This window comes from Vibrio sp. RM-41-2B (genome assembly GCF_024744415.1).
GTDB classification, from domain to species: domain Bacteria; phylum Pseudomonadota; class Gammaproteobacteria; order Enterobacterales; family Vibrionaceae; genus Vibrio; species Vibrio diabolicus.
Genome location: NZ_JAMQWD010000016.1, coordinates 1 through 14819 on the forward strand (window position 1 = coordinate 1; position 14819 = coordinate 14819).

Annotated in this window: 11 protein-coding genes; 6 read left to right on the plus strand and 5 right to left on the minus strand. The window is 48.2% G+C overall.

The features are described from left to right. The first annotated feature begins 114 nt into the window (after positions 1–114). A complete protein-coding gene (locus NB463_RS11875; RefSeq protein WP_145532624.1) occupies positions 115–1140 on the plus strand; it encodes a LacI family DNA-binding transcriptional regulator in 1026 nt (341 codons plus the stop codon). 70 nt (positions 1141–1210) lie between these two features. On the opposite strand, the gene galM is transcribed toward NB463_RS11875, so the two are convergent. The 4 genes from galM to galE all read right to left on the minus strand — a co-directional run bounded on the left by galM (position 1211) and on the right by galE (position 5710). After that, positions 1211–2275 carry a galactose-1-epimerase gene (gene galM, locus NB463_RS11880; RefSeq protein WP_258431136.1) on the minus strand — a complete coding sequence of 355 codons (1065 nt, stop codon included), beginning with the start codon at positions 2273–2275 and terminating at the stop codon, positions 1211–1213. A 9-nt stretch (positions 2276–2284) separates the two neighbouring features. Continuing rightward, positions 2285–3445, minus strand: a complete 1161-nt coding sequence (galK, locus tag NB463_RS11885; RefSeq protein ID WP_031847378.1) for a galactokinase — start codon at positions 3443–3445, stop codon at positions 2285–2287. Between the two features lie 109 nt (positions 3446–3554). After that, complete coding sequence (locus NB463_RS11890) at positions 3555–4607, minus strand: UDP-glucose--hexose-1-phosphate uridylyltransferase (RefSeq protein WP_258431137.1); 1053 nt, start codon at positions 4605–4607, stop codon at positions 3555–3557. 83 nt (positions 4608–4690) lie between these two features. Further along, entirely contained in the window at positions 4691–5710 is a 1020-nt protein-coding gene (gene galE, locus NB463_RS11895; RefSeq protein ID WP_258431145.1) for a UDP-glucose 4-epimerase GalE, read from the minus strand. Between the two features lie 380 nt (positions 5711–6090). On the opposite strand from galE, the gene ebgR reads away from it, so the two are divergent. The 4 genes from ebgR (at position 6091) to NB463_RS11915 (ending at position 12490) form a co-directional block, all read left to right on the plus strand. Further along, positions 6091–7077: a transcriptional regulator EbgR gene (gene ebgR / locus NB463_RS11900; RefSeq protein WP_258431138.1), complete on the plus strand. Its 987-nt coding sequence runs from the start codon at positions 6091–6093 to the stop codon at positions 7075–7077. 346 nt (positions 7078–7423) lie between these two features. Continuing rightward, positions 7424–10522: a beta-galactosidase subunit alpha gene (gene ebgA / locus NB463_RS11905; RefSeq protein ID WP_258431139.1), complete on the plus strand. Its 3099-nt coding sequence runs from the start codon at positions 7424–7426 to the stop codon at positions 10520–10522. Positions 10523–10525: 3 nt separating this feature from the next. Further along, positions 10526–10978 carry a beta-galactosidase subunit beta gene (locus tag NB463_RS11910; RefSeq protein WP_258431140.1) on the plus strand — a complete coding sequence of 151 codons (453 nt, stop codon included), beginning with the start codon at positions 10526–10528 and terminating at the stop codon, positions 10976–10978. A 78-nt stretch (positions 10979–11056) separates the two neighbouring features. After that, entirely contained in the window at positions 11057–12490 is a 1434-nt protein-coding gene (locus NB463_RS11915; protein WP_258431141.1) for an amino acid permease, read from the plus strand. 48 nt (positions 12491–12538) lie between these two features. Here the strand turns inward: NB463_RS11915 and NB463_RS11920 are convergent, their stop codons facing one another. Continuing rightward, a complete protein-coding gene (locus tag NB463_RS11920) occupies positions 12539–13459 on the minus strand; it encodes a LysR family transcriptional regulator (RefSeq protein WP_405054827.1) in 921 nt (306 codons plus the stop codon). A gap of 112 nt (positions 13460–13571) precedes the next feature. Here NB463_RS11920 and chrA point away from each other — a divergent pair, with 112 nt between their 5' ends. Then, positions 13572–14711 (plus strand): chromate efflux transporter, encoded by a 1140-nt coding sequence (gene chrA, locus NB463_RS11925; RefSeq protein ID WP_170891019.1) that lies wholly within the window; start codon positions 13572–13574, stop codon positions 14709–14711. The last annotated feature ends 108 nt before the right edge of the window (positions 14712–14819 follow it).

Here is a 14819-nt window from a genome sequence, read left to right on the forward strand (position 1 = left end):
ATCACAGCTTTTAAGTTGCTCTGACTTACTTTTGTGATCTTCATCTTTAAAGGATGATCCGAACTTAATCTTTAGCTAATATCTTTAGCTAACGAAATTAAGTAAAAGAGCAGAATGGCTAAAAAAATCACCATGAGTGACATTGCGGCGGCGGCTGGCGTCTCTCAGTCGACCGTATCGCTGGTATTGAATGGCTCAACTTCCGTAAAAATCGCGGAAGCGACCAAACGTAAAGTGCTCGAAACCGCAGAATCACTTGGCTACAAAAACAAAAAGGTTGCCCATGCTTTGGGACGCCCTAAAAAGATCGCATTGGTGATCAACGGCTTAACCAGTTATGACCCATTTATCGATGCCATCAATGCAGCGAGAGAAGAAGCGTGGTCGAACGACTACATATTGGTGACGTTCAATTACAGCCATGATGAAGTGTTGGCAAGCAAGATTGAGTCGGAGATCAACGGCGGTGATTACGCAGGCTTGGTTTACGCATCCAGTATGACGCGAGAGTTGGAGCAGCAACGCGTCACAACTTCCTTACCGACTGTGCTGCTGAACTGCACCAACGAAGAACACACCGAAACGCCAAGTATTTTGCCGGCCGATATGATTGGAGCTTACAAAGCAGTTTCACACCTCACGACGCAAGGTTATCGTCGCATTGCCATGCTGTCTGGTGAAAGTTGGATGCTAGCCAGTAAGCAACGTGCCGATGGTTATCGTCAGGCTCTCATTGATGCAGACATCATTCCTAACTCAGAGTATTTAGTCGATGCAAACTGGTCGCTAAAAGAAGCGCACCAGCAAACACTGGCACTACTGAATATGGAGCAGCCGCCAGAAGCGATTTTCTGTGGCAGCGACTATATGGCAATGGGGTGCTACCAAGCGATAGCGGAGTTGGGGTTGAAGATTCCTCACGATGTTGCCGTTGTCGGTTACGATAATCAGCAAATCGCCTCTGAAAGCTTCCCAGCATTAACGTCGGTTGAACTGCCCTACTCAGACATGGGTAAACTCGCAATCGAATCGTTGATGGCACTGATTGAAGGGCAACCGTTGCTTTCTAACAAACGCAAAGTAGAGGGTGAGCTCATCGTTCGAACCTCTTCGACAAAAACAAAAAAGGTGGGCATGTAGCCCACCATAACACCCAAAGTCGTTGGAGTTGCATCGCTGCCGCTGCAAGTTCAAAAGGCAGAAGTGCTATCTAAAATTCAAACTGATAAGTAGTTTGATGCTGATAGCAATTCCCAGAGCTCAACACCCCATTGTTGAGTCCCCATTCTGGTTTGTTTGGCCCGTCTGGCAAGTATTGCGTTTCCAATGCTAGGCCGTCATAGCGTTCGTAAGTTTTACTTGCACCTGGCGTACCGGCTAAGAAATTACCTGAATAAAACTGGATGGCAGGCTTGGTGGTTTTCACCTTCATCACCACATCTTCTTTTGGTGCAATTAAAACCGCAGCGACAGACACGCCATCGGTCACTTCAGGCATGAAGACAAAGGCGTGATCGTAGCCACCAGCAGTTTTCTGATCTTGCTCGGCAAGAAATTCTTGGCCAATCGATTTTGGCTCGGTGAAGTCGAAACTGGTACCAGAAACTGGCTTTTGTTCACCGGAAGGAATTAACCCCGCATCTGTTGGCAAGTAATACCCAGCGTTAAGCTGTAAAGTATGATCCAAACTTTTCGCGCGGCTCGCCTCACCAGCCAAGTTAAAGTAGGCGTGATTGGTTAAATTCACTGGTGATGTTTTGTCGGTCTTAGCATCATAGGCGACAGCTAATTCATTCTCGTCAGTGAGCGTGTACGTCACCTTCACATCGAGGTTTCCCGGATAGCCTTGGTCACCGTCCGGGGAGCGAAGTGAAAAAGTGACCTGTTGATCATTTTGCTCTTCAACCTTCCAGCGGCGTTTATCAAACCCTTCTAGGCCACCGTGCAGTGAGTTTTCACCGTTATTGATACCAAGTTGATACTTCTCTCCGTCTATCTCAAACTGCCCCTTCGCAATTCGGTTAGCAAAGCGGCCAACAATGGAACCGAAGTAAGCGTCTTGCTTCATGTGTTCAGCCATATTTGGTGAGCGCAACAACACTTCACGGTTTTCACCATTTACCGGTAATGTGCAACTCAACCACGTCGCACCAATATCCATAAACGACGCCGTCATACCATTCGCGTTGGTCAAATGAATCAGAGTCGCAGTTTGGCCATCAAACGACGGCGTTTGCGCCATCGCTTGTTCTAGTTGTTGAAAATAGGCTTTCATCATCATTCCTTACAGCACTTCAACCAAACCCGCACCATTTTTGGCTTGGCAAACATAAATCGACTCTTTTAAGCCCGTAGCCGCTTGGTACTTCGCTTCAACTGCCGCTTTCACATCATCAACCAGTGCTGGCGGTACAAGTGCCACAATGCAGCCACCAAAGCCACCGCCGGTCATGCGCACGCCGCCTTGATCGCCGATCACCTCTTTGACTATCTCCACCAGCGTATCGATTTCTTTTACCGTGATTTCGAAATCATCGCGCATCGAGGCATGAGACTCGGCCATCAGCTCGCCCATACGCTTCATGTCGTGTGCTCGTAGCGCTTGCGCCGCTTCCACAGTACGATCGTTTTCTGTGATGACATGACGGGCACGTTTTGCCACCATTTCATCCAGCTCAGCGACTTTCTCGTTGAACTGCTCAATCGTCACATCACGCAAAGCTTTCACTCCGAAAATACGCGCCGCTTCTTCACATTGCTGACGACGAGTGTTGTATTCACTGTCGACTAAACCACGTTTTTTATTCGAGTTGATGATCACGACTGCCATCTCTTCTGGCATCGAGACCGCTTCAGTTTCAAGGCTACGGCAATCTAATAGCATCGCATGATTTTCACGCCCTTCCGCTGAAATCATTTGATCCATGATGCCGCAGTTGCAACCGACGAATTCGTTCTCTGCTTGCTGACCGTTTAACGCGATTTCGGCTTGGCTGATTTCAAGGTTAAACAGCACTTTAAAGGTTTGACCGATCACCACTTCCAATGCCGCCGATGAGCTCAAACCCGCGCCTTGAGGTACGTTGCCACTGACTGAAATATCCGCTCCAGTAAACTGGTAGCCACGCGCCAGAAGACACTTCACCACGCCGCGAATGTAGTTCGCCCACATTTTGTCTTGCTGGAAGGTAATGGCTTGCGTGATATCGAATTCGTCCATTGCGTTACCGTAATCGACCGACACCACACGCACGATATTGTCTTCACGCTTTGCCGCCGCCACGACCGTTTGGTAGTTAATGGCACACGGTAGGACAAAACCATCGTTGTAATCGGTGTGCTCACCAATCAAGTTCACACGACCAGGCGCTTGGATAATATGGCTAGGTGCGTAGCCCAACACTTGCTCAAATGACGCTTTCACATTTTGGATAAGTTCAGACATAGGGACGTTCTCTTAAAATAGTAATTTGTGTGGGATAGCGCGTTGAGCCTAACTTTCTATCTGTAAAGTCGCGCTATCCCGTTATTCGTAATCAGTCCAATTTAAAGACTTAGCATTCTTTGTAGTGGACATCACTCACATCACGCAGACGCTGCGCCGCTTGCTCTGCGGTAAGGTCACGTTGGCTTTCTGCCAGCATTTCGTAGCCCACCATGAACTTACGAACCGTGGCACTGCGCAGTAGTGGCGGATAGAAAAGTGCATGAAGCTGCCAATGGTCGATGTCGGTGCCCTGGTCAAAAAATGGTGCGTAATGCCAGCCCATAGAGTATGGGAATGAGCACTGGAATAAGTTGTCGTAACGGCTGGTCAGCTTCTTGATCGCTACCGCTAAATCGTCTCGTTGCTCATCGCTGAGTTCACTCATGCGACGAATGTGCGTTTTCGGCAGCAACATGGTTTCGAACGGCCAAGCAGCCCAGTAAGGCACCACCGCCAACCAGTGTTCGGTTTCCACCACGATGCGTGAGCCGTCTTTGAGTTCCGCTTGTACGTAATCCACCAGCAAGTTGCTGCCGTGTTCTTGGTAGTACGCTTTTAGGTTGTGCTCTTTGCGCTCGATCTCATTTGGTAAGAAGCTGTTCGCCCAGATTTGACCGTGCGGATGAGGCTGAGAACAGCCCATGGTTTCACCTTTGTTTTCGAACGCCTGAACCCAAACGTACTCTTTGCCTAGCTCTTCAATTTGCTCATTCCATGTATCAATCACGCCACGAATTTTATCCACTGGCAGCTCCGGTAAGGTTTTGCTGTGATCTGGCGAGAAGCAAATCACTCGGCTCAAACCACGCACGCCTTGCGTTTTGAATAGCGGGTTGTTTGACTCCGGTGCATCTGGTGAATCCACCATCAGCGCAGCAAAATCGTTATTGAACACATAGGTGCCTTGGTAGTCTGGATTAACATCGCCAGAGATACGTTCGTTGGTTGGACAAAGGAAACATTTACCGTCATAGCTTGGTAGCTCATCCAGTGCGGGCTTTTCATCTGCGCCGCTCCAAGGGCGTTTTGCACGATGAGGTGAAACCAAAATCCATTGCCCAGTCAGAGGGTTGTAACGGCGGTGTGGATGATCCACTGGGTTAAATTCGACATTCGACATGTTACTTACTCAACTCTTTAAAATTCTTCAAACTCAGCTTCCCAAAACCGTGAGAAGTGCAGATGGCAACGCGGCGACTGCAATTACTCCTGGGAATAACCATTGGGATTTTTTGACTGCCAGTTCCACGTATCGGCGGTCATTTCAGCTACCGTGCGTGTTGCTTTCCAGCCTAGTTCACGCTCGGCTTTTTCCGTACTTGCCCAACATTCAGCAATATCCCCAGGACGACGCGGGCAAAACTCGTAAGGCACTGGTTTACCGCAAGCGGCCGCGAACGCATCCACCATCTCAAGTACGCTCGAGCCTTTACCTGTACCTAAGTTGTAAATGTGCAAACCCGATGTTTCCCCCACCGATTTCAAAGCCGCAATATGGCCGTCGGCCAGATCCATCACATGGATGTAATCACGCACGCCAGTGCCGTCAGGGGTTGGGTAGTCGCTACCGAATACCGCGAGTTTTTCTCGGCGACCAACAGCGACTTGGGCGATAAATGGCATCAGGTTATTGGGAATGCCTTGTGGGTCTTCCCCCATGCAGCCCGATGGGTGCGCGCCAACTGGGTTGAAGTAACGCAGTAATGTGATGCTCCAGTCGTTTTCAGCATGGAACAGATCGCTTAAGCATTGCTCCACCATATATTTACTGCGACCGTATGGATTGGTGGTTGCGCCTGTTGGTGAATCTTCCGTAATCGGCACAATTTCTGGGTCACCGTAAACCGTTGCCGATGAACTAAATACGATGCTTTTCACGCCCGCTTTACGCATGCTGCGCGCCAACACCAATGAGCCATTGACGTTGTTGTCGTAGTACTCAAGTGGTTTTGCCACCGATTCGCCAACCGCTTTGAGGCCAGCAAAGTGGATCACGGCTTGGATGTCGTGCTGCGCGAATACCGTATCCAAAAAGGCTTCGTCACGGATGTCACCTTGGTGGAACGCAGGCTGTTTGCCAGTCAGCGCTTCAATACGGTTTAACACTTCCAGTTTGGCGTTACACAAGTTATCAACGATGATAGGTTCCATTCCCGCTTCAATCATCTGAACGCAAGTGTGACTACCGATGTATCCCATACCGCCTGTGACAAGAACTTTCACTTTTTGCTTCTCCACGTTTGCTGCTTTCTGTTCACACCTCACTCTGATGCGCTAAAAGCCAATCGCCATTGCATCGAATCGGTACGCCCATTTCTTAACTGGCTAAAAGTCTAGCAACCAATCTCGATCCAGATCCGTGATCGAATTCAAATTGTGTAAACGTTTCCACAAAATTACACAAAAGCCTTATTTTAGATGCTGACTTTAGTTAAATTAAACCAGGAGGATGATGAGCAGTGAAGATGAGTCGAGCAGATACCGCTCTCTTTCGTGGATCGCACGATTTTACTAAAAGTTTGTGCATCCCTAAGTAGCTGTTTACAATAGCCAGATTATTGAGTTCTCACTTGGACTGTGAGCAATGCCAACGGGAAATGTACATGGCAACACTAAAAGATATCGCCACTGAAGCGGGCGTCTCACTTGCAACCGTATCGCGAGTTTTGAATGACGATCCGACGTTGAGCGTTAAAGAAGAAACCAAACGCCGCATTTTAGAAATCGCAGAAAAGCTGGAGTACCGCACCAGCAGCTCGAAGAAAGCCACCAAAGAAGCCAAGCAAAAACATCACTTTTTGGCCTTGTACAATTACAAACAAGAAGCAGAAGTGAACGACCCGTACTACTTGTCGATTCGTCATGGGATTGAAACTCAGTGCGACAAACTCGGCATTACGCTAACCAATTGCTACAACAGCGAAATTGATGTTGAAACGCAAAAGATCACGGGTGTCCTTTTAGTCGGAAAAGTCGACCAAAAGGTGGTCAATAAGTTACCTAAACGCCTAGCCGATAGCATCTGTTACATCGACTTTTCAGATCCAACTAGTCCTTACGATTGCGTTGATATCGATCTTGTAAGAATCAGCAAGCAAGTGGTTGATTTCTTTGTACAACAAGGCTACGAGCGCATCGGATTTATTGGTGGACAAGACGAACCCAACACCGCAGACATTCGTGAAAATGCGTTTGTGGACTACGGCAGTCTAAAAGGTGTGGTTTCTGAAGACGACATTTATCGTGGCGATTTCTCTAGCTTGTCCGGTTATGACTTAGCGAAAGAGATGCTGGCCAAAGGCGATTTCCCAAAAGTGATGTTCATTGCTTCGGACTCCATTGCGATTGGTGTGTTACGAGCAGTGCATGAGTTTGGTTTAAACATTCCTGATGATATTGCGCTGATCAGCGTGAACGACATCCCTACCGCGCGCTTTACCTTCCCACCTCTATCTACCGTTCGTATTCATTCTGAAATGATGGGGATTCAAGGCGTGAACTTGTTAGTAGAAAAATACCGTGACGGACGCGCACTGCCCCTTCAAGTGTACGTTCCAAGCAAGCTCAAGCTACGCGGCACAACTCGATAAAACCCCCTCAAAACTGCTCAAATAAGGCACTGAATTTTCAGTGCTTTTTTATTTCTTCTTTTATTTTCTACCGAATTTTTACTGTTTTTACTTTCCAAAACAATCTAGAACGCATTCCTTTACGCTGATCATATCTTGCTCAACATTGGTCATTTAAAACGTGACCAAGTTAAAGTAAAACGTTTTCACTAATTTATTTTAGTAAAACTTTCACTAATATATTTCTCAGATTATTCATAAGCATTTTTCACAATACATCGGCCGTTATTTTTGCACTGATGTTGAGCCGCGATGAAATCGTCCCGCACTCCAACATAAGCGCACCAAGCCGAGGGGAGATCAAAACGTGAACAATTGGGAAAACTTCCAACACTTACACGAGAATCGTATGGCACCGCGTGCGTACTTTTTCTCCTACGACTCTGTTCAGAGCGCACAAACCTTTCAACGTGAACTGAGTCGCCGCTTTATGTTACTCAGCGGCCAATGGAGATTCCGTTATTTCACCAACCCAATGTTGGTACCTGATGAGTTTTACTCACAAACAATGAACGACTGGGGACACATTACCGTCCCAAACATGTGGCAAATGGAAGGTCACGGCGATCTGCAATACACCGATGAGGGCTTCCCATTCCCGATCGACGTCCCGTTTGTACCAACCGACAACCCAACGGGCGCTTATCAACGCACATTTACACTTGGTCCACAGTGGGATAACCAACAAACCATCATCAAGTTCGACGGCGTGGAAACCTACTTTGAAGTGTACGTAAACGGCGAGTACGTCGGCTTTAGTAAAGGCAGCCGACTCACAGCGGAATTCGACATTTCCAAGTTCGTCCAACAAGGCGAAAACTTGCTCTCTGTACGCGTGATGCAGTGGGCCGATTCCACTTACATTGAAGACCAAGACATGTGGTGGACGGCGGGGATCTTCCGCGATGTTTACCTTGTGGGCAAAGAGCAGGTTCACGTCCGAGACCTAACAATTCGCACCGATTTCGCCGACGATTACCAAAGTGCGACGCTCAGTGCTCAAGTCGAATTAGAAAACCTTTCCACCGCTATCGCGTCTGGCTATACGCTGGAATACGCACTGCATGACAAAGGCACTGTCGTAGCCAGTGGTCAATGCGATTCACTGACTATCCAAAACCACCACTCAACAAGCTTTGCGATTGATATGGTGAATCCAACGCATTGGACGGCTGAAAATCCTTACCTTTACCACTTGTTCATTACCTTAAAAGATCACCAAGGCAACGTAGTGGAAGTGATCCCACAACGCGTGGGTTTCCGTGATATCAAAGTGCGTGATGGCCTGTTCTACATCAACAATCAATACGTGATGCTGCATGGTGTAAACCGTCATGATAACGACCACCTAAAAGGTCGCGCAGTGGGCATGGACCGCGTGGAAAAAGATCTGATTTTGATGAAACAACACAACATCAACTCAGTTCGCACCGCACACTACCCGAACGACCCACGCTTCTACGAGTTATGTGATATTTACGGCCTGTTTGTGATGGCAGAAACCGATGTGGAAACCCACGGCTTTGCCAACGTTGGCGACCTCAGCCGCATCACCAATGATCCTGCTTGGGAAGCGGTGTTTGTCGATCGCGCAGTGCGTCATGTTCATGCGCAAAAGAACCACCCTTCTATCATCATGTGGTCACTCGGTAACGAATCGGGTTATGGCTGTAACATCCGTGCGATGTATACCGCGACCAAAGCAATTGATGACACCCGTTTGGTTCACTACGAAGAAGACCGCGATGCTGAGGTCGTCGATGTGATTTCGACGATGTACTCACGCGCTCAACTGATGAATTACTTTGGCGAACACCCACACGAGAAGCCACGCATTATCTGCGAATACGCACACGCGATGGGTAACGGGCCGGGTGGTCTGACGGAATACCAAAACGTGTTCTATGCGCACGACCACATTCAAGGTCACTACGTTTGGGAATGGTGTGATCACGGCATTCTAGCGCGTGATGAACACGGCCAAGAGTTCTACAAATACGGCGGCGATTACGGCGATTACCCAAACAACTACAACTTCTGTATGGATGGTTTGATTTACCCAGATCAAACCCCGGGCCCTGGCCTGAAAGAGTACAAACAAGTCATTGCACCGGTGAAAATCCGCGCCGTTGAAGGTTGCCATGACCGCTTTATCGTTGAGAACAAACTGTGGTTCACCAACCTCGATGATTACACCATCACTGCCGACGTGCGTGCCGAAGGTGAAACCCTGCGTAGCGTGCAATTCAAAGTCGAAGCTTTGGTAGCCAACAGCGCTCGTGAAGTGAGCATCGACTTACCAGAATTGGATGAGCGCGAAGCCTTTGTTAACTTCACCGTACGCAAAGACAGTCGCACGCTTTACAGCGAAGCCAACCATGAAATTGCGGTGTATCAGGTCCAACTGAAAGACAACACCGCGACGTTGCCTGCGCTGGTCAACCACAATATTCAACCCTTGGTGCTTGAAGAAAGCCGCCTAGAGCACGTGATCACAGGTCATAGCTTCACGCTTACCTTCTCCAAAGTAAACGGCAAGCTGACTTCTTGGCGCGTAAATGGCGAAGAGATCATTCAATCTGAGCCGAGACTGAACTTCTTCAAACCGATGATTGATAACCACAAACAAGAGTATGAAGGTTTGTGGCAGCCAGCGCATCTGCAAATCATGCAGGAACACTTCCGCACACTTGCAATGGAAGCAACCGATGATTCCGTCTTGATTACGACCACCAGCATCATTGCGCCGCCGGTCTTTGATTTTGGCATGCGTTGTACCTATCGCTATCAAATCAATGCTCAAGGCCATTTGAACGTGGAACTGAGTGGCGAGCGCTACGGCGACTACCCTCACGTGATTCCGGTCATCGGCTTGGATTTGGGCATCAACGGCAGCTTTGATCAAGTGAGTTACTACGGTCGTGGCCCAGAAGAAAACTACCAAGACAGTTGCCAAGCCAACCTCATTGATGTTTACCACACCAATGTGGCGGACATGTTCGAGAACTACCCGTTCCCGCAAAACAATGGCAACCGCCAACACGTGCTCTGGGCCTCACTCACCAACCGTCATGGCACAGGGTTATTGGTGAAACCTCAACAAGAAATCAACTTCAGCGCGTGGTTCTACACCAACCAAAATCTGCATGAAGCGCAACATACGATCGAGCTAGAAAAGAGTGGCTACATCACCCTTAACCTTGACCATCAAGTGATGGGGTTAGGCTCAAACTCATGGGGCAGCGAAGTGCTCGACTCTTACCGCGTGTACATGGACGAGTTCCGTTACGGTTTGACGCTGATGCCACTGCAAGCAGGCGATTGCAACGCACAAGTGATGGCAAACCATGATTTCGATAACGCGTTTTTCACTCAAACCAATACTCAATCAGTCAACGAGGCGTAACCCATGATCGTGTTAGACAGCTTAGAGCAATTCCAACAGGTATATCGCAACGGTCGTAAATGGAACCGCTGTGTGGAAGCCATTGGCAACATCGGCAACATCAAAGATGGCGTGATGCACTCGATTGGCGATTCACTGGTTTACATGGTTGAAGATGGCATCGCGAAACAAACCGAAACGTTCATCGGTAACCGTCGTTACTTCGATGTGCATTACTACCTCGAAGGCCGAGAAACCGTTGAGTTCGCGGATAAAACCGCGTTGACACTAGAACAAGCTTATCGTGATGAAACCGACCGCGAATTTTTTTCTGGTCAGGGTGAAACACGTGAGCTTTGCGAAGGCCAAGTGGCGATTTTTGAAAACAGTGAAGCGTACCGCTTCCATGGAGACAACCGCGTAAGAAAAGTGGTGCTCAAAGTGACCATCGAAGATGGCTACTTCCTAAATAAATAAAACAAGAGAAGGGCTGTGGTCACAGCATTACAAGCCCTTCCTCCCTGCAATTCCAACGTGATTCACCGGAGATAGAACATGTCTGAATCCAAACGTAATACGATAGGCAAATTCGGGTTGTTGTCCCTCACCTTTGCCGCAGTATTTAGCTTTAATAACGTAATCAATAACAACATCGAGATCGGTCTAGCTTCTGCGCCAATGTTCTTTCTGGCGACCATTTTTTATTTCATCCCTTTCTGTTTAATCATCGCAGAATTCGTATCTCTGAATAAAGATTCTGAAGCGGGGGTCTACGCATGGGTAAAAAGCTCACTCGGCGGTCGCTGGGCGTTTATCTCTGCCTACACTTACTGGTTCGTTAACCTATTCTTCTTCACATCCTTGCTGCCGCGTGTTATCGCTTATGCGTCTTACGCGTTCTTGGGCTATGAATACATTCTGACGCCATTCACCACTACCGTGCTCAGTATGATTTTGTTTGCCTTTGCAACCTACGTATCGACGAACGGCGCGAAAATGTTGGGGCCAATTACGTCGGTGACCTCCTCCCTCATGCTGCTACTGACAATGTCGTATATTTTACTGGCTGGCGCAGCGTTGATCGGCGGCGTAGAACCAGCTGACCCAATTACTGTAGAAGCGATGATCCCTGATTTCAGCTGGGCATTTTTAGGCATTACTACATGGATCTTTATGGCGGCAGGCGGTGCGGAATCAGTCGCGGTTTACGTAAACGATGTGAAAGGCGGCTCGAAATCGTTCGTTAAAGTCATCATCATCGCAGGTATCTTTATCGGTGTGCTTTACTCAGTCGCGTCTGTTTTGATTAACGTGTTTGTTCCTAGCGAAACCCTAAAATACACGGGTGGCTCGGTACAAGTATTTGAAGGTTTGGCTGCGTACTTTGGTTTGCCAGAAGTATTGATGAACCGCTTTGTAGGCTTGGTATCCTTTACCGCTATGTTTGGCTCTCTACTGATGTGGACAGCAACGCCAGTGAAAATCTTCTTCTCTGAGATTCCAGAAGGCATTTTTGGTAAGAAAACCGTAGAGCTGAACGAAAACGGCGTACCAGCTCGCGCAGCTTGGTATCAGTTCCTTATCGTTATCCCATTGATGATCATCCCAACATTAGGTTCTAACATCGCTCAAGATCTGATGAACACGGTGATCAACATGACCGCAGCGGCATCCATGCTGCCACCACTGTTCATCATGTTGGCGTACCTGAATCTGCGCTTGAAACTGGATCACGTTGAGCGTGATTTCAAAATGGGCTCACGCAAAATGGGCATCGCTACCGTATCGGTACTGATCGCTATCTTTACGGTTGGTTTCTTAGCATCGACCTTCCCTACTGGGGCCGACATCATGACCATCATTTTCTACAACGTTGGCGGTATCGTGATTTTCCTTGGCTTTGCTTGGTGGAAGTACAGCCAATACGAAAAATCATTGAATCAGGAAGAGCGTATAAAAGAAGCCGCGCCAGCTTCGCAAGCGGTATAACACAGACTCTCAATGACAAACATTCTGGGCACCCTTTGGTGCCCTTTTTTATATGTGAGAGGTAATGGTCGAAGAAACCAACTCGCGTAGCCAAATGCCTTTGTCTTCATTGTTTCGGCTTGAATGCCACAGCATGGCAATATCAAAATCCGCAACGGCGATCGGCGGCTTAATAGTAATGAGATCGTCCGAAAAGCCCTCCGCCAACGCCATTTTTTCTGGCACGATGGCAATGAGATCGCGCTTTTTCAACAAATGCCGAATAGTGAGAAAGTTGCGCGACGCCACGGTGACTTTACGGCTCAAGCCATGTTCTGCGAGCTTTTGGTCTACTTGTGTCTTTAAGCTCCCATCGGGACTTACCAGAGCTTGCTCTATGTTCGCGAACGCTTCCAGAGATAGCTGTGTTTCCCCTTTCAATACCTGTTTATCACACATACACACATGTTTTTCCGTGTACAAGTACAAGCTCTCAAAGTTGTCATCCAACACCGGCATGCTGCCAATAATGACATCGAGCTTTTCGTGCTCAGTTAATGCCACGTAGTTGCTACGATTGACGTTAATAAAACTGATCTGGGCCTCTGGTGCGCGCTGGCGTATTTCGTCATAAAGCCGAGGAGCAAAAATAAACTCGGCATAATCCGTTAACCCAATGCGACATACACCCGCGTAATTTTCAGGCTGGAAGACAGACTTAGTGAGCAAGTCTTTGGCGATAGAGTCCAGCAAATGATGCACGGTTGGCGCGATGTGGTGAGCGTGCTCGGTGGGCTCCATCTTGTGTCCTTTTCGCTCAAAAAGCGGGTCGTCAAACAACAACCTTAAACGAGACAAACTATGACTCATCGCCGACTGGCTAACGTAACTTTTCTCTGCCGCGACGCTAACGCTTCGATGGCGATACAAGTAGGAAAACGTCACCAATAAGTTCAAGTCAATGTTGCGCCACTGAATGTCCTCTTTCACCTCAACACCTTCATCCCATTTCATTCATAAACGAAATTAAATCTATCAATTTGAGTCATTTTAGAGCATCCGATAAATTAGCAACAATGCTTTTTAGATAAACAGGCTCGACATGTTCACCATCTTCAAAACTTTTTTCTGGCTAGGTTGGTTCAGCTTCGGCGGCCCTGCGGCTCATATTGGTTATTTTCGCCAAACCTTTGTTGAGAAACTGAAATGGCTTGATGACAGCGAGTACGCGCAAATCGTCGCACTCAGTCAGTTTTTGCCGGGACCGGGATCAAGCCAAGTCGGCTTTGCATTGGGTTATAAGCGCGGTGGTTTAAGTGGCGCATGCGCAGCATTTGTCGGATTCACGCTTCCTTCGGTGATCATCATGTTGGCACTGGCGATGGTGAGCAGCCAAATCACCGACACCGCTGTGTTTCAAAACATAGTCCACGGCCTAAAACTGCTCGCAGTCGTGGTCGTGGCGGATGCGACTTGGGGCATGTACAAAAACTTCTGCCAAAGCAAACTGACCGCGGGTTTGTGCGTCGCGACTGCGATTGCGTTGCTGGTGGCACCAAGCATCATGACGCAAATGTTCGTGTTGCTCGCAGCAGGTTTTGTCGGCATGCGATATCTGAAGAAAGACTCCGCGCCATCAACCGAGCCGTTTAAACCGTCTATCGCGCCATTGGCTCTATTTGCGGTGCTTTTACTCGGCTTACCGTTAGTGGCTCATACGTTGCCTTTGCTTGGGCTGTTTAGTGATTTTTTCCAAGCTGGTAGCCTAGTGTTTGGTGGCGGTCATGTGGTTCTGCCGCTTCTGCAAAACATTGTTGGTGACCAGCTTAGCCAAGATGCATTTTTAACAGGCTACGCCGCTGCACAAGCTGTACCGGGGCCAATGTTCACCTTTGCGACTTTTATCGGCTATGAGCTTTCGGATACGCCAATTTTAGGCGCGCTGATCGCAACGCTTGGCGTATTCCTCCCAGGTTTTCTTTTACTGCTTGGCGTTCTTAAAAACTGGCAAGCACTGGCAGGCAAACCGCTGGTCTCCGGCGCCATCAACGGTGTAAATGCCTCGGTAGTAGGGTTACTACTCGCGGCACTTTACCAGCCAGTATTTAGCAGCGCAGTTGTTACTCCCATCGACATGGCGTTAGTGATTTCGGGTTTCTATCTACATAAAAAACTCAACCTTTCGGTGCTGTGGATGATCGTGTTTTTTGTGGGAGCAGGCCTTGTCACGGGCATGATGTAGCCTGCTGATACGCCAACTATTAAATCCAGATAAACCACGGGCACTCAAATACGAGTGCCCTTGCTTAGATTAGATAGCGATAACGGAACAGACCCCCGATTAAAAGAG